The sequence below is a fragment of the Paenibacillus sp. 2003 genome (assembly GCF_031455635.1).
In the GTDB taxonomy this organism is placed as follows: domain Bacteria; phylum Bacillota; class Bacilli; order Paenibacillales; family Paenibacillaceae; genus Paenibacillus; species Paenibacillus amylolyticus_B.
In genome coordinates this window covers 2,043,201-2,070,132 of sequence record NZ_JAVDTB010000001.1, presented here as the reverse complement: position 1 = coordinate 2,070,132, position 26,932 = coordinate 2,043,201, and the positions used below count along the sequence as shown (strand labels likewise).

General features: G+C 39.9%; 18 protein-coding genes and 2 pseudogenes. 3 read left to right on the top strand and 17 right to left on the bottom strand.

Annotation, left to right across the window (positions count from 1 at the left end):
- Positions 1-323: 323 nt before the first annotated feature.
- Positions 324-881, bottom strand: a complete 558-nt coding sequence (locus tag J2X75_RS09015) for a PadR family transcriptional regulator (protein WP_310335863.1) — start codon at positions 879-881, stop codon at positions 324-326.
- A gap of 224 nt (positions 882-1,105) precedes the next feature.
- Between J2X75_RS09015 and J2X75_RS09010 the strand changes: the two genes are divergently transcribed.
- Positions 1,106-1,579, top strand: coding sequence for a tautomerase family protein (locus J2X75_RS09010; protein ID WP_310335861.1), 474 nt, complete (start codon positions 1,106-1,108; stop codon positions 1,577-1,579).
- Positions 1,580-1,707: 128 nt separating this feature from the next.
- Here the strand turns inward: J2X75_RS09010 and J2X75_RS09005 are convergent, their stop codons facing one another.
- Both J2X75_RS09005 and J2X75_RS09000 read right to left on the bottom strand, forming a co-directional pair.
- Positions 1,708-2,151, bottom strand: a complete 444-nt coding sequence (locus tag J2X75_RS09005) for a MarR family winged helix-turn-helix transcriptional regulator (protein WP_397383512.1) — start codon at positions 2,149-2,151, stop codon at positions 1,708-1,710.
- Positions 2,152-2,384: 233 nt separating this feature from the next.
- Positions 2,385-3,086: an SDR family NAD(P)-dependent oxidoreductase gene (locus J2X75_RS09000; RefSeq protein WP_310335857.1), complete on the bottom strand. Its 702-nt coding sequence runs from the start codon at positions 3,084-3,086 to the stop codon at positions 2,385-2,387.
- A 263-nt stretch (positions 3,087-3,349) separates the two neighbouring features.
- Here J2X75_RS09000 and J2X75_RS08995 point away from each other — a divergent pair.
- A pseudogene (locus J2X75_RS08995) lies at positions 3,350-4,185 on the top strand (IS3 family transposase).
- Between the two features lie 187 nt (positions 4,186-4,372).
- On the opposite strand, the gene J2X75_RS08990 reads toward J2X75_RS08995, so the two are convergent.
- The 3 genes and pseudogenes from J2X75_RS08990 to J2X75_RS08980 all read right to left on the bottom strand — a co-directional run bounded on the left by J2X75_RS08990 (position 4,373) and on the right by J2X75_RS08980 (position 6,659).
- Entirely contained in the window at positions 4,373-5,131 is a 759-nt protein-coding gene (locus J2X75_RS08990; RefSeq protein WP_310335856.1) for a formylglycine-generating enzyme family protein, read from the bottom strand.
- Positions 5,132-5,215: 84 nt separating this feature from the next.
- Positions 5,216-5,676: pseudogene (locus J2X75_RS08985) on the bottom strand (histidine phosphatase family protein).
- 323 nt (positions 5,677-5,999) lie between these two features.
- On the bottom strand, positions 6,000-6,659 hold the full coding sequence (locus tag J2X75_RS08980; RefSeq protein ID WP_307535934.1) for a TetR/AcrR family transcriptional regulator: 660 nt from the start codon (positions 6,657-6,659) through the stop codon (positions 6,000-6,002).
- A gap of 233 nt (positions 6,660-6,892) precedes the next feature.
- On the opposite strand from J2X75_RS08980, the gene J2X75_RS08975 reads away from it, so the two are divergent.
- Positions 6,893-7,891 (top strand): aldo/keto reductase, encoded by a 999-nt coding sequence (locus J2X75_RS08975; RefSeq protein WP_310335855.1) that lies wholly within the window; start codon positions 6,893-6,895, stop codon positions 7,889-7,891.
- A 191-nt stretch (positions 7,892-8,082) separates the two neighbouring features.
- Here the strand turns inward: J2X75_RS08975 and J2X75_RS08970 are convergent, their stop codons facing one another.
- Genes J2X75_RS08970 through thiO form a run of 11 tightly spaced genes read right to left on the bottom strand, consistent with a single transcriptional unit; the run spans position 8,083 to position 26,915 of the window.
- The gene (locus J2X75_RS08970; protein WP_310335854.1) at positions 8,083-8,844 is read right to left on the bottom strand and encodes a class I SAM-dependent DNA methyltransferase; all 762 of its coding nucleotides are present in this window, start codon (positions 8,842-8,844) and stop codon (positions 8,083-8,085) included.
- A 10-nt stretch (positions 8,845-8,854) separates the two neighbouring features.
- Positions 8,855-9,391 carry an NADPH-dependent FMN reductase gene (locus J2X75_RS08965; RefSeq protein WP_310335853.1) on the bottom strand — a complete coding sequence of 179 codons (537 nt, stop codon included), beginning with the start codon at positions 9,389-9,391 and terminating at the stop codon, positions 8,855-8,857.
- Complete coding sequence (locus tag J2X75_RS08960) at positions 9,384-10,055, bottom strand: tetratricopeptide repeat protein (protein WP_310335852.1); 672 nt, start codon at positions 10,053-10,055, stop codon at positions 9,384-9,386. Before J2X75_RS08960 ends, J2X75_RS08965 begins: the two co-directional genes overlap by 8 nt.
- Complete coding sequence (locus tag J2X75_RS08955; RefSeq protein ID WP_310335851.1) at positions 10,024-11,943, bottom strand: hypothetical protein; 1,920 nt, start codon at positions 11,941-11,943, stop codon at positions 10,024-10,026. The genes J2X75_RS08960 and J2X75_RS08955 overlap by 32 nt, the downstream gene beginning before the upstream one ends.
- Complete coding sequence (locus J2X75_RS08950; protein ID WP_310335850.1) at positions 11,927-14,371, bottom strand: lantibiotic dehydratase; 2,445 nt, start codon at positions 14,369-14,371, stop codon at positions 11,927-11,929. Before J2X75_RS08950 ends, J2X75_RS08955 begins: the two co-directional genes overlap by 17 nt.
- A complete protein-coding gene (locus J2X75_RS08945) occupies positions 14,331-16,868 on the bottom strand; it encodes a lantibiotic dehydratase (RefSeq protein ID WP_310335849.1) in 2,538 nt (845 codons plus the stop codon). The genes J2X75_RS08950 and J2X75_RS08945 overlap by 41 nt, the downstream gene beginning before the upstream one ends.
- Positions 16,869-16,899: 31 nt before the next feature.
- A complete protein-coding gene (locus J2X75_RS08940) occupies positions 16,900-18,513 on the bottom strand; it encodes a tetratricopeptide repeat protein (RefSeq protein WP_310335847.1) in 1,614 nt (537 codons plus the stop codon).
- Positions 18,506-20,788, bottom strand: coding sequence for a lantibiotic dehydratase (locus J2X75_RS08935; protein WP_310335846.1), 2,283 nt, complete (start codon positions 20,786-20,788; stop codon positions 18,506-18,508). The genes J2X75_RS08940 and J2X75_RS08935 overlap by 8 nt, the downstream gene beginning before the upstream one ends.
- Positions 20,769-23,324 carry a lantibiotic dehydratase gene (locus tag J2X75_RS08930; RefSeq protein ID WP_310335845.1) on the bottom strand — a complete coding sequence of 852 codons (2,556 nt, stop codon included), beginning with the start codon at positions 23,322-23,324 and terminating at the stop codon, positions 20,769-20,771. The genes J2X75_RS08935 and J2X75_RS08930 overlap by 20 nt, the downstream gene beginning before the upstream one ends.
- Positions 23,305-25,776: a lantibiotic dehydratase gene (locus J2X75_RS08925; protein WP_310335844.1), complete on the bottom strand. Its 2,472-nt coding sequence runs from the start codon at positions 25,774-25,776 to the stop codon at positions 23,305-23,307. The genes J2X75_RS08930 and J2X75_RS08925 overlap by 20 nt, the downstream gene beginning before the upstream one ends.
- An 8-nt stretch (positions 25,777-25,784) precedes the next feature.
- Positions 25,785-26,915, bottom strand: coding sequence for a glycine oxidase ThiO (gene thiO / locus J2X75_RS08920; protein WP_310335843.1), 1,131 nt, complete (start codon positions 26,913-26,915; stop codon positions 25,785-25,787).
- Between the last annotated feature and the right edge of the window lie 17 nt (positions 26,916-26,932).

The window sequence follows — 26,932 nt, the reverse complement described above, 5'->3', positions numbered from 1 at the left end:
AAAGAGAGCCGCTATATAATAGCGGCCTTCAGTGGGAATGAGTTTGGATTTGAATTTCCGGGTTGTAGAGAAATTCACACAGTACTTTCTTGAAACAAATGGATACTGTCAATTCAATAGCTGCATTACTGCTTAATTATGTAGAGTTATCTCCACACTTGATCAACGTTGATATATCAACAAATATATAACAAGATGGGATCAGTTGCAAGAGAAATAAGTTTATGTGTAATACAAAAAAAATACACCCCATAGAATCGTGGATAAACCCAAGAAGGTTCCAAAAACTATTCTAAGAGAGTGTATTTTATCTAGATCAATCATCATGATTTAAGAATGATAATACTATCTTTACACCACTGGATTAAACTGGTGAAGTGATTCTTTCCATATTGATTTGTAATCATCCAATATTTGTAGTTATTATCCTTATGCTCCATATTAAGAAGCCATTTTTCCAGTTCTTCAAATACTTTTAAACTCTCTTCAAGTTTACGTTGATATGCCTCTATGTGCATGATGATTTTCTCAGATGAAACATTATTGCCAAAAAAAACTCGTAATAATAACTCGTTTTTTTTGAGATCTACCACATAATCTGTTGGCTGAGATAGCCATTGAGACAATGTCTCTCTTCCCTGATCTGTTATTCTGTAAAGTTTTTTATCAGGTTTTCCGTCTTGACGAATCACTTCCAAATTAATATCAGAGTTGTCTAGTAGTTCCGCCAAACTGGGATATATTTGCCCATAATTCTCATTCCAAAAATAACTCGTGCTTTGTTCCATATGCTGTTTAATATCATAACCGGTATGTGGTCCAAGGGCGAGAATGCCTAACACAGCAAACTTGGTGTTGGCTCTCCCCGGTCGATTTGCCATTTCAGTTTCCTCCTAAATCCAGTAACTGCACTTCTTCTAAATCAGATTATATTATATCTTATCCCAGGTGGTTTAGCATTATTACTTTATATATTATTATAATATATATTAATTAAATAACTATGATTGACAAGGTTTTTGAAAGAGTTTATAGTTGATTTGCCGGCAAAATGTAAACGTGTCTGACTCATTTTATTTTCTGAACACATTGAAGGAGTGTATTTGTGACAATTATTAATGTGAATTTCCCTACTGGACGGATATCCGAAAAACAACGTGTTCTTTTGGCTGAAGCTCTAACTGATGCCGTATTAGTCCCTGAAGTTGGACAATTTTGTCCCCCTGCAAGAGAAGGCTTTCAAGTCCATTTCACAGAGCGTGCAAAAGATTACATGGCTATCGGAGGTAAGCTTTTGTCGGATCAGCCTGAGCGTGATGTCATTACGATCAATGTGTTGGTAATGGATGGAGATTGGCCAAACGAGGTGCGTAAAGAAGTCATTGAAAATATTCTACGTAGTCTCACCACTATTCTTGAGGTTCCGGAACCTTCTCCTAGCTGGTGGGTAAGTTTTCAAGTCATTGAAGATGGAAGCTGGGGTTCTAGTGGCGGTGTTCTTTCTATTTTAGATTTACTTAAATCAGGCGTGTTTACTGACGAGAAGATAAAAGCGATCCAAAAAAACATTTTAGGGTAGAAATTTGATGAATCATCTTTTAAATACGATGAGGTTATTGGAAGGGTCAAATATTGAAACACTGATTTATAATAAAAACACCGTCCATCTTGTCATCAAGATGGCGGTGTTTTTATTAAATATGAAAATTACTTTTCCTTCATTTGTTCAACATTCTTATTTAATTGACCTAATATTTTTCGTAGTAAAGTAAGCTCTGTATCACTAATATCAGTTAATAGTTCCTGTGCAAAATGTTCTTTTTCCTTTTGTGAAGTTTCAATTAATTCTCTTCCGTAATCAGTTAATTGAACTAAAATAATACGGTTATCCTCATCTTTTTTTCTTCTAGACACGATTTTATGGTCTTCAAGCTGTTTGAGATGTCTAGCGACGGCAGCCTTGTCAAGTGTCACTTTTTTTTGTAAGTCACCTTGACTGATTTCGATTTCTTTATATATCAATGCGAGTATTTCAAAGCGAGATTGGCTAATGCTGATGTAGCTATCAAATGTAGTATTTATAGCGTTATTTACACGATACATCTCGTATAATAACGTGGACTCCTGTGACCAATCTTTACTCAAAACCATCACATCTTTCTTAATCATATTTATTGCTAACGGCTTGCAATGTATTGTCAATATACAACTTAAATTCTCATTTTACAAGCAATTCGGCTCTTTAGACACAACGTTTTGTTAAGTTAGAGGCTTCGCAAAAGTTCATTAAGTTATAGTTCTTCCATTGTATCATCCAAACCTAAAAGCCCTCTCTCCAGTGGAGAAGGGCTTTAAATTTGAAATTAGAACATCGATAAGTAAACTCAGTATACTGATAAAGTACCGTCGTAATTAATAACCTGTCCATTGTGATTTTCTTCATCCAGTACAAAGTTAACGATTAATTCAGCAGCTTGAACAGGTGTTTTCACATAATCTCCTGTCATACGCCCATTTAAATCTGTTGAAACCGCCCCTGGCATCACCGTAAAAATTTCTACAGGTATATTTTCCTTCTCAAAACTCATTCCCCAAGACTTTGTCATGACATTCAAAGGAGCCTTAGATGTTGTATAGGCAAATGCATTGAAGTAAGGTAATGGCTCAATTGGTATACTGATATTTTGAATCGTGCCTTTATTGGCAATCAATAGGGGAAGCAAGCCTTTTGAAAGTGCAAAAGGACCAATAAAGTTAACTTGATGAGTTGCTTGCAGATCCTCTACCGCAAACTCCCATCCAACTTTATGCATATCTCCTGGAATACCAGCATTGTTTACCAAGAGCGACAACTCTGGATGATTTTCAGTAATCGTTTTTACTGCATTATCAACACTGTGTAAGTCAGCAACGTCTAACAATACCAAATGTGCATCCCCAAATGCTTGGAGCGCAGTTACTGCCGTTTCTCCTCGCTCCTGATCGCGTGCCCCAACTAAAACACGAAACCCCGATTCTAACAACCGCTTTGCAATCTCATATCCAATACCTTTATTCGCACCAGTTACTAATGCTGTCTTAGTCATCTGTAATTCTCCTTTTCTAACGGGCAATCTCTAGTTCACTGCTCCGTAACTTTCGTTTATTTCGTTGATATATCAACGTTGATATGTCAACATTTTATGACAAAACATTTATTATGGCAAGCTTTTTTTATAAAGGAATTTTAAGGACTAAATTAAACTGTCATTAAACAAAGCTGCTCGTTAGTTAAACAAAAGCAGCCGATCACGCTGTGAACTGCACCCCAATTGTTGGACACCATCTAACAATCGGAGGTGCAGTTTTTTTGTCAAAATTTAATTTTGACTTGAAGATAGAGGCTATTCATCAATACTTATCAAGAAATGAAGGGATTAAAAGCATTGCGAAATCCTTAGGAATTACCATGAAATCCTGCGTATGTGGATCAAGCAATACGAATATCACGGTTTAAAAGCTTTTGAAAAAACCTATACAGCTTACTCCCTAACCTATAAACTAGGCGTACTCAACTACATAACGAAAATGGGACGTCTCCAAATGAAGCAGCTGTCATTTTCAATATCTCTTCCCCAGGGGTTATTCGAAGGTGGCGTAGTTAAGGCTTGAATTCCCGGTGGTTGCATTGCTAGCGTTCGCTGAAGTCCCACGAAGTACCTTCTATTACTGGGTGAAACAGTTTGACAAGCCCGATCTAGACGCAGACCTGAAATTCCTTATTCAATCCATTTATGAGGAACATCAGGGGCGCTATGGATATCGTCTTATCCGTGATGAACTATTTAATCGTGGACACCGAATTAACCACAAAAAAGTACAGCGTATCATGAAAGAATTAGGCCTGAAATCCGTGGTGCGTATGAAGAAATATCGTTCCTATAAAGGAACAATAGGTAAGATTGCACCCAACGTACTAGATTGTAATTTTCTAGCAAAAAAACCAAATGAGAAATGGGTTACCGATATTACAGAATTCAAGGTGTTTGGAGAAAAGATGTATTTATTACCTATTCTGGACTTATATAACGGTGAAATTATTACTTACACAGTAGGCATGAATTTGAAAGTGTAGACCACTTCCACTTCAAGAAAGAACTAGCACGATACATGGATTACTACAATCACAAACGCATCAAGTCATAATTAAAAGGCATGAGCCCGGTACAATACCGAGCTCATGCCCAACAAGTTGCATAAAATTATTTGTCTAACTTTAAGGGGTCACTTCAAATGGTCAGCTGCCTTCGGGTCATCAGTAAGCTATAGTTTCCCGATAGTTGAACACCTACCGTCAGCTCAACGACTTGAGCATACTCGATGTGTCGTTTTCTCAAGGATTTGTAAGTGCTATTCTAAAACCAAGATCATCTATTTTGAAATTGGGCATGCTTTTCCTTCTACTCGTAGAACCACAATTGTTCTCCACTTCAGCCCAACTGCCTCCCCTGAAAACTCTATAGTTCCCATATCGTTCAGCATCATATAGATCCCAGCACCATTCCCAGACGTTACCGATCAAGTCATAAAGTCCCCATGGATTAGGAAGCAACTGTCCTACTTTATGAACAGATCCATTGGAATTTCCTTGATACCATGCAATTTGATCAATTCTTGCATACCGATATCCCGTTGATCCTGCTTTGCACGCATACTGCCATTCAGCGTCTGACAGTAATCGAAATCCATTCGCTATTTTGTTATATATTGTGTTCTCACTTTCGTTTGTAACTGTATAACATTCCATCCTGCCAAGCTTTCTCGATAACTCATTACAGAAAGCAATAGCATCCATCCACGAAACTTCCGTAATTGGCAGCTTACTCACAATCGGCTCTATTTCTTCTTCATGCATGACAAAATGATATAACTGCTGTGTTACTGGATACTTCATTACATGAAATGGCTCTATAGCTTCAGTCCACGTTATAGCCTTTTTACTACTTCCTGGGTTAGATAAAGTGTAATCAGTACTAAGCCATTTATTTGTATTAAGAAAATCGCGTAGTTCAATTGATCCACCTTCTATGGGTACCATCAAATCCATTATTTCTTTTAGAAAACGTACCTTGTCACTTCCGTACTTTTCCATATCTTATCCCCCCCATTCTAACTTACCGCCAACCAAATTCGACCCAGATGAGCTAACGTTTCCCGTTAGCTTAGTCCACAATAGCTAAAGGTGTTTGGTACAGTTATATAATTGGCATGTCCACTTGTTGTTAGTGTGTGTAAGAATGGTTATAGAAGTATTATCTATATACGTTTTTTGGAAATGTTGTGGCAAAAGATGTTGTAATGACAGCCCAATCAATGCTCCATGACTTATAACTAATATTCTTTTATCAACATATTCTTTAATCAGTTTTTCGAGAAAAGTTAGACCTCGCTTTGCGACCTTTTGAAATCTTCCATACCAAGATTTTGCTCACGCCAATTTGCTCCCCAACGAGTGATACGCTCTTCCTCGGTGGTGCCCTCAATTAGGCCGCAATTAATCTCTCTAATACGTTCATCAGTGGATACGGGTACTCCTAAACATTGCTGAATGATTTCGGCAGTTTGCCTAGCTCTCGTTAGATTACTGGAGAATATAACATCCCATTCTTCGCTTGAAAGTCTTTTTGCCAGTGCCATACCTGCCCCCTTAATGACTACACAAATAGTACCACATATTGGAACTATACTGCCCGTTAGTTTAATGAATTGAAGGGCAAGATGATGATTAGTTATGCGTCTAACCGGAAACAGGAACATGTTCTTGTTTCAACAGCTAGTTTCAGTCTGATATTTCGCTTTTTTAATACCCATCCAACCATGTTTAACCTCTCTTTGATTCTTGTCCATTCCGGCAATCGGTACAAGTTCTTGTACCGATAAAATAAAAAAAGCCGCTAAAATAGCGACTTCAATGGGACCATGTTCTTGTCCAAAAATTAGATAATCCAAATTTGCTAAGATTAATATAAGTTTTTTGAAATTTTTTGTGCCATGCACTCAATTCTAGGGATCATCAAGTTGTCATCCATCATTTTAATTTTATCAGGTTTAAACAACTGAATTTTCTTTAGATTGTAATAGTCAAATAGCACCTGATACACTGTCAAATGGTTCTCCATCAGGTACTTTACATCTAAAACGTTACTTAGGATCTCATCTTGCATAATGATAAGCCTACCATCAATCTTATTAAAAAACCCCTCTTTTATTCCTTCATCATAAAAAGCCAATTCCTGATATTCTCGTTGCTTCATGGCTTCTTTTAGTCGCTCATAGTTCTCAGGATAACTATTTTCAAGTTCCCTTAAGAAAATGTCTGTGATGAACTCTTTTAATAAGATTGTTTGTTCAAATGTTTGCTGAAATCGCTGAACAAAAACTTGATCAGCATCAGAATCTTCAATAATTTCGTGGATATATTCGACAAATGTACTCACAATAAACGAAATAATATCTTCTTTGGTAGAGAAATATTTATATAAAGTCGCCCTGCTTATATCCATAATCTTTGAGATTTCATCCATTTTCAAACCTTGAAACCCATTTTTTCTAACGTGAAATAACAATTTATTAGTAAGCTTTTGCCTCATCTGATGTTGTTTTTCAATCTGCCGTTCCATCTAACTGCCCCCTTATAAATTTTATTATAGCTCATAAACACCATTTTAAACAAACTATACTAAATAGACACTTTAAATGCTTTTTGTTTACTTTATTCAACTCCCATGATATTATGTTTTTTGTTCCTATGAATAACAGTGAGGAAAATTCATATTGAACGAGCTAAGATTGGATAACTTTTTATCTAGGCTTTAAACACTTAGGTGATAGAATTATTTAAGGAGGAACAAAAATGCAAACCCGAAGTCTTGGTCAACATGGTTTAAAAGTCTCTTCTATTGGTTTGGGTACGATGGGGATGACAATGGCATACGGTCCTTCAAATGAAGATGAAGCAATAGCAACTATTCGTCGAGCTTATGAGCTTGGAGTTAACTTTTTTGATACGGCAGAATTATATGGATATGGAAATGGTCACAATGAACAGTTGCTGGGTAAAGCTGTAAAGGATTTTCGTGACAAGGTAGTACTGGCTACCAAGTTTGGCTTTGATATGACAGCCGAGCAGATTGGAACACGTTTTAACAGCCGGCCAGAAAATATTCGTAAGGTAGCCGAGAACAGTCTTCGCTATCTGCAGACTGATTACATTGATGTGTTCTATCAGCATATCCCAGATCCCGATGTTCCTATCGAAGAAGTAGCAGGGGTCGTCGGAGATCTTATCAAAGAAGGCAAAGTTAAATATTTCGGTCTGAGCAATACCGGTTCAAACACAATTCGTAAAGCTCACGCGGTTACACCGGTCTCTATGCTTCAGACTGAATACTCGATATTCGAACGCGAGATTGAGGACAACAATATACGAAAGACATTGAATGAACTCGGTATAGGTTTAGTACCTTACGCTCCTTTAGGCAGAGGGTTCCTGACAGGTGCTGTTAAACCAGCCCAAGAGTACGCGGAAGACGATATGCGCCGTTACGACGAACGCTGGCAAGGCGAAAATTATATCTACAATTTACGAGCAACGGAACAACTTAATGAACTGGCTTCTAACAAAGGTATTTCTGTAGCCGAATTGGCACTGGCTTGGCTTCTCGCCCAGGGAGAAGATATCGTTCCGATCCCGGGTACACGAAGTGTTAAGCGGGTTGAGCAAAACGTTGCTGCTGCTAACGCTAAACTTACAGAAGCTGATCTTCAACGTATTAAAGAGATCCTTCCACACGGATCAGCCGGTAGCCGTTATCCAGCTGGAATGATGGAGAATTTCACAAGAGATTCATAACTTTTATAGAAAATTAAAAAGAATAGAAAATAGCTAACTAAGGACATAGTCATAGTTAGCTGTTTTTTATCATTTTTTATTCAACCTGTCGAAAAATCAAGTATTCGAGGTTAATAACACCATAAGTTATTCCACGTCATGGGATGTTTAATCTGTCAGCAATTGACCATCCATGATACACAGTCCCGATCTCAGTTCTTTTCTACAACAATAAAGACACGATCCTCCCCTTCCGGGTTATCAAGCGAAGCTGATAAATCCTTCAATTTGGAAAAGCGGATTTTTTTCCATCCTACTTCTAAAAGAGAGGCCTTCACTGCATCTAATCTAAAACAGGTATTAACTATCGAATGTACGAATCTTTCATAATACCCATTTGGGTTTTTCGAGAAACCCGTCATATGAGTAACGGCTCTTGAATTCATCTCATCATAGAAGCTTCTAGATACAATCATCGATTCCTCATTGTCCTCAATTACGATATTCGTCCATCCTTGAAGACCTTTATTCGTATTTAAATCAAAAATAAAGATCCCATGATCATCCGTCACGTTATAAACCGCACGAAAACATCTTTTTAAGGCTTCAATATCAGGTAAATGGTTAAGGGCATCGAATGTTGAAACAACCAGACCCAATTTCACTTCCAAAGTAAAATTCGTTGCATCGCCTTGTACAAATCTAGCCTGTCCCGTCTCTACATACTTCGAATTGTTGCGGTTCGCGTAATTCAACATCCCCGAAGACAGATCGATCCCCGTCACTTTATATTCTTTTTTTAGGAAATAATGAGCCAGGTGTCCTGTTCCACAACATAAGTCAAGAACATGGTTGTTATTACGGCTAATGTCCTGCTGTTCATAGTATTTTAGAATTCTTGGTGCTGCTTGCAGAGCAAAATTAGACCATTTTTTATTATATAATCCGGCAAATACATTACCATACGTTTCCATTTCATCACACTCACGATCTATTTTGGAATCGATACGAAACCTCTTGCAACAAACCTAAGAGAACACTTTTAAACTGTGATTGAGCTTCTTCACTAAATTCGTTATTCTCTAATAACTCTTTCTCACACACAGAGACTTGTTGAGGGATAACATGGGCGTGCAATGACCGAAATATCAAGCGCATCGAGTTAAGCGTATTAATGCCTGACTTCATTCCACCTGAAGTTGACATCAGTGCAATCGGTTTATTTTTAAATCCTGATCCATCTTGGTAGTCGAGTAAGTTTTTGAGTGCTCCAGAGTACCCACCATGATACTCCGGAGAAGAAATAATAAATGCATCAGCTGACTTTATTTTTTCCGAAACCGTGATCATTTCTTCTGTTAGGGGTGCTACCGGACTGTACAACGGAAAATTGGTATCACATACACAAATGATCTCTGTATCGTGCCCTTTCTTCTCCAGCATTCTACTTGCCATATTTAATAGCTTTTTACCTAACGAGTTGGGATTCATACTTCCATTAATTAGAACAATTTTAGCCACTTCGCTCCCCCTCTTTCTTCTCCACAAGTTTTATCCGTACGATCCAGGACTTCACTTCGTTGTCGGCATGCAAGCGATAAGATTCTTGTAAGGCTTCCAAAGCCAACGGATAGTTTTTCACCTTCATATGACTCATACCGAGCAATCGCCAGCCATATGCATCCTGGGGATGATCTTTTACATATGAAGTAAGCAAGGTGCATGCTTCTTTTTCTTGATGTGTACGGATGTAAAGCAGCGCAAGTTCTGTTGTTGCCCATTTTTTATGAACGCTATCAACATAATTTAGATACAGCTCCTTAAGATCATTCGTCCTATTTTGCTTTTTAAGAATTTGTGAAAAGAGAGTGGCGTATTCTAGATGATCAGGGTGCATTCGGCAAAGAGCTGACAAACCAGTGGCTGCTAGTGTCCATTCTTCTTTCGAAACTGCTGCTTGTACTAAATTATGCCAGGCCTTCGAATGACTCTGATCCTTTACAACGGCGTTGTTCCACAATTGCATTGCTTTTATTTGATGTCCATGAGCAAAATATACATTTCCAAGATGATATAGGGAGCTGGCATCTCTTCTCAGAAGGTAAATAAAGCGCCAAAAGAAAGTTAAGATATAAAATCTCGCCTGGAATCCGTTATGAGGAGATTGTTGCTCCAGTTTCTTCAACTAATATTCCCCCCGTATATAACTTGAGTAGCAACTTTCGTACGGAGGCCTCCTGCTTTTCTGGAAACTTTTTCAGCAAATCACGTAAAGTGATTGAATTTTTGCATTGTGCCAGAACTGCTCCGATGGCAGGAGAGATTACCATACAGCTATCTTTTTTACAGTCATATAAGACACGTGTGTCTTTTCTTAGAATAACTTCGAACGGGTACTCTTTTTCTTGGCCTGGAACGGTGGGGTGCATATTCTTTTCTAATTCAGATAGTGAGTAAGGCAAAGTGTACATTTTACATGAAGGAGAAAGCGACAATTGCAAATCTTCCTTCAGTACAGGTTGAGCTTCTGAATCTGCTAACCTAGGTGTTTCAATGAAAAGTTCCGTATCATCAACAGCCAGCACATCACGAGGAAAGTCGTATCTTTCCTTTTGCTGAAGCTCACCCACAAGCGAAGAGGCAAAGGGAAGAAAACGTTCACTGTCCCAACCCGTTTCAGTGAGGAAATGATAACTGCGTTGAATGTCTTTCTCTGGGTTTTTCTCAGCTATCCATTCAATTCCATAGTCTTTAGATTCGTTCCAAAAGTTGCTTCCTTCATAAAGACGGAAAATTTTGAAACGAATATAACGAGTTGTGCATTCCGAATGCTCTTTTAAAAAAGATATGAATTCCGTAAACCCTTGCGGAGAAGTGAGCGGATAACCCAGGACGACGGAATGGTACATCGGTATTTGTTCCGACCTACATGCGCTCCAGGATTGAAGCATCTTCTGCTTGATCTGATCAACATGATCTCTAACGAGCCAACCTTTCAACTCCCAGTGAATCCATGTTAGCCCCCTACTCTTAAGCCACCTCACCTCATCCTCATTCAAGGATTGATCAAACTTTAAATATATCCCCCAAGAGATCTTAATATGAGATTTTTCCAAGCGTTCTCCAAAATATAGGGCTTCTTTTACGGTGGTAGGTTCGTACAAGTAAAGACGTTTATTCTCGATGTGCTTGCTGTCGGATAACCAAGAAAAAAGTGAATCTTCGTGCATCCAGTTCTTCTGCACCCGAATATCTAGATAGGGAGTCCAATATTCATCTGCTTCTAACTCTCCGAATCCCCAGCTGATGGTTTGCTTGGAGCTCCTATCCTGGATGAAATCTTGAGGATGTCTAACAGCTATAACCTGGTTTATGTTCATAGGAGGATGGTTTACTACGTTTTTACCAAAATCTGAAAAGAACGGACCTGCCCATGAAATACGCGCATCTTTATTCTTCTCACGAATAAAATCAGTTAATGTATAGGCCGGAACTAATTGTTGATCTGATTCAATCCATATGACCCATTCCCTCTCTTCCTGTTCTACTATCGATTCCAAGAAGGGTTTAAACGGATTCGTTTTGTTGTCCTGTACACTCTTCTCCAGTTGTTCTGTACTCTCGGTGGAATACAGTAAATTAACATCGTTCATTGCTAATTGAGTAGGAAGAAAAGGGAGTTGAAATAGCTCTATTGCATAACGGATAAGATTCCTTGCCTCTTCTCGTTCACGCACATCGCATTTCGTCTTCATCGTTTGAATAGCTTCTTGAAGATTCTTCTCTACGCTTTCCCTTCTCAAAAAGGCTCTAAGCAGGCCTCTCACATACTCTTGATCCTTTGCTTGAATTTCATTTTGAGTATGCAAGCTGTTCCATTCATTTTCAAGATGTTGGTATCGTTTTGTTACAGCATGCGAGTCTAACATATGGTTCCAAAACAGAAGATTTGCATCTACTAATTCAATCTCCATATGAGAAGCTCGTACAGAAGAGATACAGGACGTTAACAGAAAAGGAATCTCGGAGGGATCTTTTAAAGGTGGATAGATTACTTTAATCGGAAGAGTCATGTCCATTTCCCCTTTCAACAAAGTAGCTTAATCTCAATTCGGCCGTGTGGCGTTGCTTATTACCTTTAGTCAGCCATGTCTCGCTCAGACCAGGTAACATTTCACTTAAAGTACATTCCTCTTCAGTCCAAAAAGCATTCCACATCTCAAGAAGAAAGTAGTTATCAAAATGAACATAAAAGGGTTTCGGTTGATTGGCTATTTTAACGAATGCTTCGTTGGGAAGTCTGTTTTCCACGTGATATTTGAATGCATCATAAAAAAGTTCGATGGAAGAGCCTGGATATACACCATTCCAGAAGGTCTCTTTTGTGATCCGCCATGTAGCTCTTTGCACGACCACATCCCCCATCATCATTCTTGGCGTAAATGCGCCTGTATTGACAACAAAAGGCACCGCCTTAGGTAAAGAAAAGAAAGAATGCACCATGGTATGAAGCTCACCGTTGTAAGTACGATAAACTCCATCATCATCAGGTAGGGATAAAACAACGCCGTCCTCCAAACACTGGACCATCGCATGAGCCAGGGGGATCTTTTGGTTTGAACTATTCGATATACTACTCATTTGTGCGGTTATGCCAGGATACTCGAAGGGAACAATTTTAAACCTTTTATTGGATAGTAAATTCAACATATGTTGATTTGTTGTACTGTTTTTGATTTTCTCTTTTATTTGTGCTGTAAGCTGTTCTTCATCACGATGAAATTGCAATGCCCATCCCCATAGCATAACGGTATCGTGAATTTCCCCAAGGATAACTTGATACGTGCCATCGTTCCTTTTGGCTAGCATAAGATCGGGAGAGTTAATCCAGCCGAGGTCTGGATCAAACTCGTAGGATGTATCATCGGGAAGAGCAACAACAAATTCATCGCTTTTTTTCACAAAGGCTTCCACTTGTTGCTCTATATCCGTTCGTATGTTACGCCATCGATTTTCCCAGTGCTGGGTTTCAGGATGCTGTGTGACATCATATATAAATTTCAGGTACGGCACCTCTTCTGTTGACGGATACAAGGTGGTGAATATCTCTTTCGCGAGCCTTTGCTGCATTTCATCCTTTTCTTGTCCATGTTTAGCGCAGAGGTTTAGCCATTTAGGCACACTTTCTCGGATCACACCTTCAATGCTCCCACCGATTTGAACCTCGTCTAATGGACCATGGCACTCCTCATATAAAAGAGTGCGGTCAGCATATATAGCTCCACCACTTCTTCTAGGATTTTCCCCTGTCCATTCCATGAAAGACGTCTCAAGTCGTGTTAATTCATGTATTTTGTCTTCCAACACCAACGAGGGATATGAACTTTTTAAGTCCCATAGCCAATTGATCCTTTGTCTCCATAAGATCACGTCCGGGTGAGGCGGTAAGGTTGGGTTATTGATCCACTCTCTTAGACTTCGTAAGGCATCCGGTTCGGTGACGGGAATTGGTATTTCAATATCAACCAACTTTTTGCTCTCGAGCAGAGACAGCAGTGGTTCTGTTTCTTCAATCGTCCAATTTAAATGATTTGCCAGCTCGGATATGGTTTGAAAATCATGAGACAATCCCGCAATTAAGGGATGATAACGCTCCGGAAGTACAATTCGTTTCCCTGAATGAGGAAAATAAAGTGTGGAGCCCTCCTTCTTGAGCAGGTAAGATAATTTCACGCTACAATAGGGTCTGAGCTCTTTTTTGATTTTTAATACATTTATTAAACTGGAAACTGCCCAGTACGGCAGAAAAGCTCTCCGTTCCCTTTCTTGATCCAAAACTTTATATTTCACATCTTCGTTTATCTCTCCTAATCTGCCGTATTGAATAGGACCAAAATAACTTGTGGTTTCATTCTTCGTGCAAAACCTCTGAAGATAGGAGATTAATTGCCTCTCTGTTCGCTTAACATCTGCATTTCTTTTCACTAAAGCATTCTGCAAATAGGGAAGTAATGCATTCTTATACATGGATGGACTTTGTTGAAAAACAGCTTCTTGTAATCGCACGTCCTTATAGATATCCTGTAGTTCACATTGTTTTAAAGCGAGCTCCTCTCTGAATACTTGAGCACTTACTTCACGGATGAATTCCAAACGTTCCACGTTCATTTGATAATGCTTTAATTCATGTAATACGTTTGTGTCTAATCCCTCAGTCTCCAGGCTCGAAATGAGTTCTGAATTTATTGGTTTTCTTTTGGCAATCGTTTTACGTGCTTTTTTCCAAAAAGGAAGTGCTGCGTCTGAGATGCAGTTAACTCGTTCTAATTCCTTCATATGAGTGATACGCTGCTCTATATTTCTCTCAATCTCATATCGTTGATGAAACGTTTTAACCGTCTTCTCAAAACGAAGTCTTTCAATCCATTCCGCTGGAAATCCGGTAGAGCGTAGAATAAACTCAGGAAAGTGCTCCCACTTTGGAGTCGCGATATCGCCCACCTCCTAATCGTTCTGATGCGGATGCCCCTTTTTGAAAAACAGTTCCCCTCATTTCGAAACAGTACTTGCCCTCCTCATCCTTAAGCCATAAATGATCGGGTGAGGGCTCCATTTCAATAAAAGTCACAGTTTCATTTTTTTTAAGTAAACTATGGAGCAATTCGATCGCGAAGCAATTTTCAAAATCAAAGAAAAACGGCTTTTTCTCCGAGTTCACCTTGAAAAACACATATCGCGGAAGCTGATATTTATCCCGGAGACGCTGCATTTCAATAAAAATCTCAAACAAATTTTTTCCGTTACGTAAGCCTTCTAATTGTTCGTCTCCAAACTCCCAACGTTCGCGCTGAAAAATGACACCGTTAATTTCAATCCTTGGCGTATGTTTGGAAGTGCGAATAACTGGTGAACTCACACGCGAGGGAGCAAAAGCCCATAGATGAATGTTCTCGTCTCCGCTGTTGTATAAGTGGTGCTGTCTTTTATCTTGATCTATTAATTTCACTTCCTGATTTTCATACATCACATATAAATCACGAATCGACACCACGCCTTGCGCTCTTGTTGAAGGCGTGCCAAATAGTTTGATAATCGTACCCGGGAAAGTTTCATGGATAAGCCCTTTGTGCCTTCTTGTATTCAATATGACAGAGAGATTTTGGTACATGGGCATATCGGAGAGCATGTCATTAATCTCCTCATTCACCTGCTCTCTTCTAGCATCAAAGAGAAGTTGTGAGCCCCACATCGCAATAAATTGGTGGACCTCACCCAATATGACTTGGTAATCCCCTCTCGATAGTGCATCTAGATCCTTAGCTGAAAACATCACATCTGGAGAAGTATGACACTCTTCATATTTCCTGAAGCGATTAAATTGCTCGACATCCTCAGAGGTTATATGGGCGATTGAACCTTCCTGACGCTTCTGAACCAACTCATCCAGTAGCTCATTAAATTGAGTTAATGCAGGAAAAGAAAGGTCAACCTTTGCTTCAGCTAATAAGGTCTGGGATTTATATATAAATTCTGAATATGGAATATGGTTTCGATGGTCCTTTATATGCTCATAGATACGATGTGCAATGGTTTGATAATAATCTCTCATGACATCGCCGAAGGCGGCGCTTAGATCGAGCACTGGTTTGAGCTTTTTCATAAAATCATCATAAAAAGTCTTGCCAAAAGAAAGTTTCTCAATGGTTCCCTTACATTCCTCGTAGTATAACGTTCGATCCGCATACATTTGCCCTTGGCTTCGCCGTGCAGACGAATGAGTTACTTCTTCAAATAATTGTTCCATGCGCCGGGTGACATCTTGCCGATGGTTTAAATCTTTTGCCAATGCCTCTTCTTTCAATTGTTTAAACTGTTCCAAAATCTCAAGCCATGTTCTCTTCCTCTCTTCGTTTAACGGAAGCTCCTCTAACCACGAGAGCAAATAGCTAAATGGATCAAAAATAGTGGAAGGGATTTCGATTTCAAATAGAACTATATTTTTATCGGCCAGTTGTTTAATGTACCGACGAAGTTCAGAAATACTGAGATCCAATTTTTCTGACAATTGATGAAGATTTAGCTCTTCCCTCGATATTTCTTGTATGATCGCATCGTATTTATTGGGAAGTGAAATTTCTTTATTCAGGTGTAAAAAAAACAGTTTATTTTGTTGCAGTGCACACATCGGGTGCAGTCTAGGGATCAGAAAGTTGCTGATCTCCTGCTCTTCGGCTATACGTTTGGCAAGCTCTTTAACCATCCAGAAGGAATAATGGATGACACGTTCTTCAAATTTACCCGACTTCGCTTCAAAATGCATGGACTTGTCCAAATCCATATCCCATTCTGCATAATTCATTGGCCCAAAAAAACTGGCCGTATCATTTTTTGAACAAAAACGCTGCAAATAGGAGTAAAAACGCATTTCCAGTGTTCTGATTTTTGAAGGGCGACTCTCATACTCCTGATGGGATATAAAACGGGAATAGGATATATTAAATACATCCGGATTAGAAATATAAACAGCCTCCGCCAGATAAGGATCTTTGAATATCTCTTGAAGTTGTCGCCTTTTCATTTTGAGTTCTTCATAAAATATTGCCTCAGTCCGTCTCATGCTTTCTTGGATATGCAGATCCATATCAAGCCATTGGTGCAAACCTTTACGCAAAGGATGATCCATAGTAAAGAATTGGTTCACTTCCTCTAATTCACGTGTTCGTATCGTATGTTTAGCTAGATATTTTCTAACTCGGGATAATACGTGTAAAATCGATTTCTGATTCTGTTCTGCATGCAGGTTGACCGTCTGAGGAATGATGTCATGCAATAAATGTTCCGTGAGAGATTGCTTGTCCTTCTCTAAGGTAGTAATCTCAGATAGCTGCTGAATGGTTTCGTTCCAGTGGAGCTGCTCTAGTGTTTCAAAAGGGAACCCCGTTTTTCTGACGACAAGTTTGGATACAAACGTCCAGTCCACACTCTTTTTGATATTCATCCTGTTCATACCTCCAAACATCATATTCTAATTACTGTTGGATTAACGGATTAGGAATATGGATCGGATAAAAGGGACGGCCGATTTTCGTCAACGGTGAACCCAGATCCAATTCTTGCTTTATTATCAAGGATTCATTTTGTTGGACTAACTTGATTCTTCTCACCTGAAGAGAAGCAAAGGCCTCATCACCAAACTCTAAAGCCATAGAAGCCGAATGTTCCAGCCAGTGCACAGTTTGGGCAAAATCATCGTCATTGTATGAATAAATGGCTAGCTCTTGTGCGATAAAGGCGGCATGAAAAACGTCATCAATTCTTTTGGCAATTTCATAAGCTCGCGTGATATAAGCAATACCCTCTTTTTGTTGGCCGCTGGCTACTTGAAGTGCCCCCAAGCGGAAGTAATAGGTTTTGCTAAATGCTGCAGTCGTGCCGTGTGTTATAAATTGTTCGAATTTTTGCCAGGTTGTCAGCGCTTTTTCGCTCAAACCCATCTTTTCAAAAAGTACGCTCAAATTGGAAATGACATTAATTTTTAAATGAAGTGCATCTCCTGCCTGATGATTCATAATTCGTTTTAAGGCAGCTTGACTGTATTGTAAAGCCTCACGATAGTTCTTCTCCCGGAAAGCAGACAAAGCCCGAACATTATAAAGCCAACCTTTTTCAATATCTGCTTCTTTCCCTTCCAACAGTACAGCTTCTTGCAGCCCTTTTTCAATCCAAGACTGAGCCTCATCTTCCTGATCTAGTCGTTTGCTAGAGAGCAGAGCCAGGTACATACAGGTTGCAGTTCGCTTTTGAGGACTCGTTGAAAGTGAAAATAGATGCTTATAACAAACGATTGCTTTGCTGTAGTTTCCGCAGAAGGCATATACTAGTCCTTTTTTCATCCATAAGGTTGCTAGTCGTTCCTTATCGCAAACCGTATGGATTCCTCCTTGAATCAACGTTAGAGCAGCCTCATAATTCCCGCCCATAACAAACCGTTGGATGATTTCCTCCATATCGTATGCGTGCATGGATTCCCTATTTTGAAACCACGATAATGCAGTTTTCTCATCAAAGGACAATGACCGGTTTTTGTTCACTGGCTTCTTTCTCTCTTCATTTTCTTCGGTCTCATGAAGGTTCTTCTTCCACATCTGTAGAAGTTCATCGCGCAAAAGTTTGCATTCTTCATCCCAGCTTGTTGGAACCTCGCCAACGTGTACCTGCAGATCTATATTTCCCTTCTGAGAAGAGAGATAACTGATAAATTGAAGGCTCACCCTGTCTGCCTCGGCTACGTTATAAAAACGGATTTGAAGAGGTCTATGATAACTCACAAGCTGAATTAACTTGGATATGCCCCAAACTAGGCGAAAGATCTGTTCAGATTCTTTGGATAATCTTCTTTCGGAAGAACCTGCAGCCAGCGCTTCTAGGGGTTCTGTATGCTTATTTAAAGATGTCTCCGGGAACAAAAATTGTAACTCAGCTGAAAATTGTTGCTTTAACTCTGGATAATGTCTCTCAATAACATCTTGAAGCTGCCACCAGCATTCCTTTAACCCGTAAAATGAATGGAACAGTTTGTCTTCAAAGGAAATACCAAGCCTGATTTCATCATGTGTAACAAGGGCAGAAGGTTCCTTATGCATGGCCTTCCACCTCCTTTGTTCCAATTTTGTATACGCCCATTCTGAGCTCACAAGAATGGCTTCCTTTGGTAGAGCTTAACCACAGATGATCAGGATCGGGAAGCATCTCTTCTATCATCACATTTGCATTTTCCATTACAATTTGTTGCATGAGTTCAAGGGAAAAATAATTTTTAAAATCAATCCAATAGGGTTTTCTAACCTCAGATCCTTTCATATAAATGATGTCCGGAAGCCCCTCACTTGTTCTCCATCCCTCTACCTTTTTCATCAACTCAACGCTATGCAAGCCTTTGAATGCTAGATGTAAGGGGGCTGCTTCAAAGCTCCAACGCTCCCTTTGATAAACAACACCATCGATAACAATTCTAGGCGTATGTTTTCCCGTAGATATAGGAACATGGAGCAGCATCGGTTTACTAAACATGGCAAAAGGCAAATAAAATACTTGGTCAGCTAGGGGGACATAGAGCTCGATTTGTTCGAAAGTGCCTTTTCTCAGAAGCACAAGGTTTTCCTCATCATTCTTTGCTACAACCAATTCGGACAATTTGATGGACTCCTTGCCCTGTGCAGGCTTCTCCGCAATTTCAACGACTTTGGATGGATAGTCATAAAAGGCTTTATTTCTTCTCATCACTTCGATTCCGGCCAGCGTAGTCCCATCAGCCAGATCGACCTTTCTTAATAGTTGGAGCAGCTCCGTCTCAAGACTTTCTTTGTCTTGATAAAAATGGGTCATCCAGTTATTCATCAATAAATGATGATGCAGCTTGGCCAGAATGATTTCTACGTTGCCCGTTTGTAAATCTTCAATATTACTGGCCTGAAGGAACAAATCCGGTAAAGCATATAACGAACGATTGGAGTGTTGTATTGGCAACAGTTTGGAAGAAATCTCAACTTTCTTCAATTCTGATCCGTTCTCTTCAACCATTTCTTCTAGCTGTTGCGTAAACGAAAATGACGGCAGAGCTGGTATATCTGGATAGTGTTCTCTTAATTGCTCTATAAATTTGGAAAAAGGAATTTCTTGATGATGTACAGTTTGCATTTTTTCGAACACATTTTTTCCAAGCAGTTGATAGTGGTTCCATACTTCTTCTCCATATGCTGCGCTGAGATTCAGAGCACCAGAGAGTTTGGATTCTAAATCTTGAATAAAGGGTTCTCCTAAAGTAAATTGTTTAATATGCCCGTGGGCGTCTTCATAATAAACAAACCGGTCTGCATACAAAGATGCTTTGCCGCGTCGGCTTGGCTTGCCAGTCAGCTGCTCAAATTTTTCTTCAAGTTTTCTGACGAGTTCAATCTTTGACGTTATTTTTTGTTCGGCCAAACGCTCCGTAATCTTAGATAGCTCCTCCAATTCACGGCACCATTTTTCTTTTACTTTATGATCTGGCAGTGATCGAATCTGTTCTAAAAAAACAGATAGTGGATGAACCAATGTGGATGGAATTACCCATTCCTTACGTAAAACACCTTTTGAAACCAGTTGATTGATCCAGTTTTCAATTTGTGCAGGTGAAATATCGATATGAGCCTCAATTACTTGCGCAAGACATGGTGAATGCTGCTGAATATAGCGCAAAATAGACATTAACCGTTCGGGTAGTTTGATTCGATTCTCTGATGAGGTTAAAATGTGTTCTTCCTCTAAAATAGTCCAAGCAGAGATGTGCAACGGGACATAGGGACTAAGTTCCTTCTCAGCCCCCGCGGCTTTCATGAGTTCCTTAACAGCCCAATAGGCTATAAAGGACTCTCTATCTTGTAAATAGCTATTCTGATCCCATTCTCCAGTCCAGTAGCGAGGTTCTTCACGATTTACCTTTCCATAATTCAGTGGACCAAAAAAGCTAGCCGATTCATTTTTAGCGCAAAATCGCTGAAGATAAGTGAACAGTTTTTTTTCAATCCTTTTCACCTTGGAAGGTCTTTGGGAAGGTGAAAAGTGATGCATATATCGATCAATATGTGGATACATGTCCGGATTCGATATAAAAATAGCCTGCCGAAAGTCTTCCGTATCAAACTTGTCTTTAAGTTTTGATCTTTTTTCAGCGAGTTCTTTTTCAAAGACCGCTTGTAATCGCTCTTCCTCTGAATCTTGGCTCAACAGAAATAAGGTTTGCTCCATTCTTAAATCAGCCAACCATTCAAAGGGGAAACCTGTGCTTCTCAGAACAAAATGTTCGAACCACTGCCAACCACCGGAATGACTATGCTCACGCAGAGAAGTATTTTTAGAATTATCTGTTAACAGATTCATTAGCTAACACACCCTCTAACTTTGTTGGAAATGGTTGATGGGAGTAAGTAAATCCCATTCTGAATTCACAGGTTTGCTTACCATGTTCACCTTCCCAAAATAGCTGTTCTGCTCCGGGTAAAAATTCGGTGATCTCAATAGAAGACGAATTTTTCATCATACGAAACAACCAATCTAAAGCCCAGTAATTCCGGATATCTACAAATACTGGCTTTTCAGTATTCGACCATTTGACAAAGAACTGCGTTGGAAGGTGATAAGCAGCCTTGAACTTGTACCCTTCTTTTAGAAGCTCATATCCAGAGGGGATCGATGTGCTTTTATAATCCTGTGTGTTTATCCTCCATTTTTTCCGCTGATACACCATTTCTCCAATATAAATTCGAGGTAACGGTGTATGTTCCAGCGTGTCCAAAAGGTCTATCGAAATGATTCTGGGTAAAGAGAATGCCCCATGAGCTATGGTTCTGACATCCCCGGGATACAGGATGATTTCCTTCCCTCGATAATCCAGAGTTAAACGTTCTCCTTGTTTTACAACGTTCACTTCGCCTATAGGAATAACTTGCCTACTGCTTTTGATCGATTTTGAGGCCAGCTCAATGGTCCAACCCGGTAACTCTGGAGTGATGTGTTTATGTCTTCGGTTCGAAACAACGCTAGACATTTGATGTGACAACGGGAAAGCAGAGATAAAATCCTGCATCTCTTTTTTCAGTGCCTCATTTTCAGGATGATAGAAGCCAAATACCCCATCATAAATCGTGCTCCAGTCATCATGAATTTCCCCTAGTACAATCTGATAGGTATCCTCTTCCAAGTCCTTCATTGAATGGGCTGCAATCATGAGATCTGGGCTAGGAAAACTAAACGGTGCATGGGAATATACTTGATCTATCGTATCTTCATATTCTCGAATTAGCTGCGTCACTTGTTGCTCATCAAGAACATACCCCTCCGATGTCTCTGTGAGTAAAGAGCTTGCTTTTTCTTCAAATTCCTTCACTCTCGATGAAACAAAGGGGACTCCAGGATCATCCAATCTATGAATGATCTCGGTGTAAGCTATAGAGCTTCTCTCTTCTTTTAATTCGTCAAAAATACCAAGGGCAGCTTCTTGATAATCTAACCAGCGTAAGGCGGCAGGGATCTTTAGAAATTCCAATACAAGCACACTTTGTTTAGATAGCCGCTCGTAAAGCTTGCCGCCTATCTGTAAATGGTTTACACTGCCAACACAATCTTCGGTAAGAATCAGCCGATCACCATAGAGCGTGCCGCCTTTACGCCGAACCTCATCTGGATGCCAGGACTCAAACCACTGTTCTGCTGCTTCAAAAACACGGGCTTTTTCAGGCCAATCAGAAGCTTCAAATTGATCTCTCAGTGTGACAGCTTCTTTCACAAACGAAACCCAACGATCTCGAGCAGCAGGAGGCAATTGCTCTACGATTCCCTGTAAATCTTCTAATAATGGAACCCTTGTTGCACAAAGTTCAATTTCATGACGAATCACTTCAATTTTTTTAAGTTGTCCTAGCATATACTCTATGTTCTCCGTCGGTACTTCTGTTAAACGAGACAACTCATCGGGCTTTGTTTGGCCGTCTATATGTTGTAACAAAGAGAGATAGACATCTGGAAGCGTCCTTGTTCTGTCTGTGAAATGATATTTCAACCTGTTATCTTCAATAGTTACTAACGGATTTTTCCTAGGGGCAATATGTCTCCGTACAGCCGGATCGCTGCTGATTCTGGAAGTCATTGCACGAATGCACCACTGACTAAAGGAAGCGGCTTTTCTTTGCAATTTTCTTCCTTCCGTATGTTTTATCTCAAGCGAATGGGCATTATTTCGATCAAAGCGTCCATAATTAATCGGACCAAAAAAGCTGGTGGTATCGTTTTTCGTACAAAACCGTTGCAAATATCCAAAGATTAAAGATTCATTTTTTCGAACCTCTTTATTTAGGGCAGGCCCTTCCTCGCCAGATTGTTGCCATAATTTCATATGCCGCTCCAATGCTTGAAATGCAGATGGGCTGCTAAAATATACGGCTTCTTGGAAATGGGGATCTGCTGTAACTTCCATGATTCCTGCTCTTATTTTGCCAAACTCGTTTTCAAATTTTCCCTTTGCCTCTAACAAAACCTCTGATTCTTTATGGAAAAAAGCGTTCCACATAAGAGGAATCTCTTGCCATTCCTTTGGATAATCTCTCGACAACCACCAACGTACCACTTCTTCTGGAATCGGGGTTCTCTTAAGGAAGTGCCTTCTGGCCTTTTTTACCTTGTTATACTGTTGCTCTTCTCCCACCTGGCTCCATTCCCAGCTCATCATCCGATCGTAAATGGTTAGAAGATATGTTTTAGCCAACTCTTCTTTGCGCTGTTGAATATGTTCCCAATGCTCTAATGAGACCGCTGTAGTTTTAGAGTTCAGCTTCTCCACCATCTGAAATGGGAAACCTGTTGTACGAAGGATCATTCTATCCATCAACGTCCACTTCATCTCACGATTGGATAACAGCATGCTGAGGTTCCTCCTTAAGGCTGTTCTGCTTTATTGGAGGGCGAATCATAATGCCCCTGAGTTCACAACAATAACTTCCCTTCTCATTTTGAAACCAATTCGACGTTCGGTTCGGTAGTAATTCACTAAAGGTTACACTTTCCTCTGGAACCAGATGTTTAAGTAGTAGATCAACTAAGTAATAATTTTTAAAATGAATGTAGAACGGCTTTAGCTCGCCCTTCAGACGAACGAACACCTCATCAGGAAGCTGATACTTCTCCTTTAATATCCAAGCTTCGACAAACCGCTTATCCTCGTCCGCCGCCAAAATAGTATGCCACTCCTCGGTTGACATTGTCCAAGTTTCACGTTGCAGGACGATGTCACGAAACAGAATACGTGGTGTATGTTCAGAAAGCATAAATTTGGGCACCACGACGTTCGGTTCGGAGAAAACTAGCGATACCAAATCATCTGGTTCTCCCATATGTGGAATGATTCGCTCATGATGCATATCCCGAATCACTAGCTCTTCGTTCTCTTCTACCACGTATAGTTGACTAAATGACAATACGTTATCTTTGTCCTTCCCCGAATGACCCATGAGTGTAATACTTCGTTCAAATATTTCTAGAAAGAAGTTTTTTCCGGCTCTCTGCTTTAACACCACATTTACGATTTGCTTTCCGTTGGGTAAACGCTCAATCGCCTGTGTGACTTCTTTAATCCATTTATCTCGATTAGGATGATAATACAGCAGATTGCTCATCCCTTGTGTACCCCAATGAACTTCACCGATAATCCACTGGAAATTCCCTTGATTAATCTCATCTATACTTTCGGCTTGAATCATGATATCTGGGGATGTGACACATACATATTGTTCTGCTTCTGGAAGCTCAATTACATTTTCCACCCATTCATCCTTCAATTCGACAACTTTACTTTGTTGCAGGTTTTCTTCGGTAATCCACTTTTGCAAGTGCTCAGAAGGAGATTCACCCTGTAGCTCTAATTGAAATTTTTGCTGCTGTAGAGCAAGTAAAAACACTAAAAAAGGAACGTGTTGTGATCCTGAATCGTTGATTAGTTGTTTGAACAGATGTTTAGCTTGAGATTGTGCCAGCTTTTTTTTCTTATTCGCTAGTGTCCAGCCCCAATCTAATAAAGGAGATAAACGATGTTGTAAATCGTCCTTCGCTCGGTGGGATAGCGTGAAACTGGTCACATCACCCGCACATTCTTCACAATACAAACTGCGGTCCGCGTAATTTTCCCCCGATGATTGATACGGCTCCAGGCCTGTTAATTTGTTGAAAAGTGCTCCTGCTTCTTGAACGATCCTAACTTTGTTCTCTGCGTTCCCGTTACTGTACTCCGATTGCCATCTCTGAAATTGTCCTAAATGTAACAGCCAGGTTTCTCTTAATGGACTCTCGGGTAACTTTTCGACGAACAGGATTAAGTCCTCAAGTAAATGATGCGTGGATGGTGTTAATCTGTACCCTCGAATGACCACACCTTTATGGATCAAAAGTTCCATTTGTTTTACTACAGAAGCTGAACAGTTACCTAATAGATCGTACGCTGATTTCTGTCCATCACACTGCTGTAAAATGCTAATGATTTCCGGTTTGATTCCTATTTTTTTCCCACTCTGAGCGTGCATGATTCCGGTTTCGTCGAGATAAAAACTATTATGCAACGATAGTGGGAAGTAATCGTTCCACAGTTCTTCACGATTGATCTGATGAGATAGAGACTGGACCACCCAGTATGCAAGAAATGTACGTCGCCTAGTAGGGATCTGTCCTGTTCTTGTAAAACACAGATTTTCTTTTTGCTCTGTGAACAGTCCATAATTCAGTGGGCCAAAAAAACTGGTCGTATCATTTTTGAACAAAAAGCGCTGTAAGTAACTAATGTAAGTTCGTTCTTCATATCGCCTTCTGGAAGGTTTCATTGTATTTGTGTCTTTTTGCAGATACCTGTGCAGCGAATTCCATACTTCAGGATTGGAGTGAGCGATGGCTTCTTGGATGTCAGGTTGACTTAAGAGGGATCGTAGCTGAATTGTTTTACTTTTTTTCTCTTCTTGCAGAATGTTTAAGGTGTTCTCTTCTTCCATCACAAGTTCTGCTCTTTGTCTTTCGTATTCTTTAAGCCATGTGTCCCCCGGAGGCAGATGTTGAGGCCACTCGAATGTTAATAAAGGAGCGTTTTTCAACATTCTTGTTTTCACTTTGTATAGCTTTTTAAACACAGGATCTCCCTGAGGATAGATGTTTTGTGCTGCAGTAAGCCATTCATCAAATGTAGTGAGAAACCATTGTCTTTCTTTCTCTAATTTCTCTCTAAGCCGGGTTGTATGTTGAATTTTATTTATCGTCTCTGAAAATAAAAGCGTGTCCATCAGATGTTGAGGAAATCCAGTGCTACGTACAATATAATCGGATAAAAAGGACCACATCGTCGATTTCACCTCATTCCTACTGCTGCAAACCGCTCGAAGCAGAACGCTTTCAGCAGATGGGGAGTTTTGTTATTTTCCAGTTCTTGCGCAACTAATTGTCCCGTTAAACCGCTGAGCAGGACTCCGTGTCGAGTGTGACCTGTCGCTAAATAAAACCCTTCCCATCCCGGAACAACACCGATGATCGGTTGTCCATCTGAGGTAGCTGGACGAAGGCCAGCCCATAATTCCTGTATTTCACATTGTTTAAGTTCCGGTACATAGTCAAATAAGGGGAGCAATTGTTCAAGCCCTTTTGGCGTAATGGCTTTGTTGAATTTTTCTCTCTCGTTGGTTGCTCCTAACACAATGGTGCCATTTGGCTTTGAGAGTATATAGCCTTTAGAAGTGTTAATCATGACGTTCAGATCGACATCTCCCTGTTTTAGAACCATAATCTGTCCTTTCAAAGGATACACAGGAAGCTTTAATTTAGCCCATCTTGCGAGTAAACCAGACCAAGCTCCTGCAGCTAATACGGTAGTTTTAGCTCGGATCTGATCCCCGTGATTCGTTAATATTCCGTACAGACGTTGATTCTGTTGAATCAGTTGAACGGCTTCGGTCTGTTCTTTGATCGCTACACCTAACGTCCTCGCCATTTTTGCTAAGGCATGAGAAAATTGTACCGGGTCTAAATGGTATTCCTCAGGACTATGGACGGCCATTTGAATATGACTAGACAGCAAAGGCTCAATCTCTCTAGCTTTTTCTGCACTCAATATAGTTGTCTTAGAATTAGCTGCGGATTGAATTTGAAAGGTCTCTTCGAGAATCACGGTCTCTTCTTGATTTATTGAAAGTCGCATTAAGTCCTGTTGAACAAGTCCACTACTGATCTGTGTTTTGCTGTGTAGTTCTGGAATCCAATGGAGAAGATATTGGAGTGCTTCTCTGGATAACTTGGAGTAAGGATGTTCCTCACTTGATCCTTCTGAGACCGTGGTTAATAAGCCAGCACGACCTCCTGATGCTTCCTGACCAAGTTTTCCTTTCTCTACGATGACTACTTTTGCTCCCTTTTGCGCTGCATGGATAGCAATAGACAGGCCAATGACCCCGCCTCCTATTACACATATATCAAAGCTCTCTCTCATAAGTTCCTCCTAACATA

Coding starts and splice junctions, on each gene's coding strand:
- J2X75_RS08930 (WP_310335845.1), bottom strand. CDS start 23,324: ATGCTGTTATCCAATCGTGAGATGAAGTGGACGTTGATGGATAGAATG.
- J2X75_RS08990 (WP_310335856.1), bottom strand. CDS start 5,131: ATGGAAAAGTACGGAAGTGACAAGGTACGTTTTCTAAAAGAAATAATG.
- J2X75_RS08945 (WP_310335849.1), bottom strand. CDS start 16,868: ATGAATATCAAAAAGAGTGTGGACTGGACGTTTGTATCCAAACTTGTC.
- thiO (WP_310335843.1), bottom strand. CDS start 26,915: ATGAGAGAGAGCTTTGATATATGTGTAATAGGAGGCGGGGTCATTGGC.
- J2X75_RS08935 (WP_310335846.1), bottom strand. CDS start 20,788: ATGAATCTGTTAACAGATAATTCTAAAAATACTTCTCTGCGTGAGCAT.
- J2X75_RS09000 (WP_310335857.1), bottom strand. CDS start 3,086: ATGACTAAGACAGCATTAGTAACTGGTGCGAATAAAGGTATTGGATAT.
- J2X75_RS08980 (WP_307535934.1), bottom strand. CDS start 6,659: ATGGAACGGCAGATTGAAAAACAACATCAGATGAGGCAAAAGCTTACT.
- J2X75_RS08970 (WP_310335854.1), bottom strand. CDS start 8,844: ATGGAAACGTATGGTAATGTATTTGCCGGATTATATAATAAAAAATGG.
- J2X75_RS08925 (WP_310335844.1), bottom strand. CDS start 25,776: ATGTGGTCCTTTTTATCCGATTATATTGTACGTAGCACTGGATTTCCT.
- J2X75_RS08955 (WP_310335851.1), bottom strand. CDS start 11,943: ATGACTCTTCCGATTAAAGTAATCTATCCACCTTTAAAAGATCCCTCC.
- J2X75_RS09015 (WP_310335863.1), bottom strand. CDS start 881: ATGGCAAATCGACCGGGGAGAGCCAACACCAAGTTTGCTGTGTTAGGC.
- J2X75_RS09005 (WP_397383512.1), bottom strand. CDS start 2,151: ATGGTTTTGAGTAAAGATTGGTCACAGGAGTCCACGTTATTATACGAG.
- J2X75_RS08940 (WP_310335847.1), bottom strand. CDS start 18,513: ATGCATAAGGAACCTTCTGCCCTTGTTACACATGATGAAATCAGGCTT.
- J2X75_RS08975 (WP_310335855.1), top strand. CDS start 6,893: ATGCAAACCCGAAGTCTTGGTCAACATGGTTTAAAAGTCTCTTCTATT.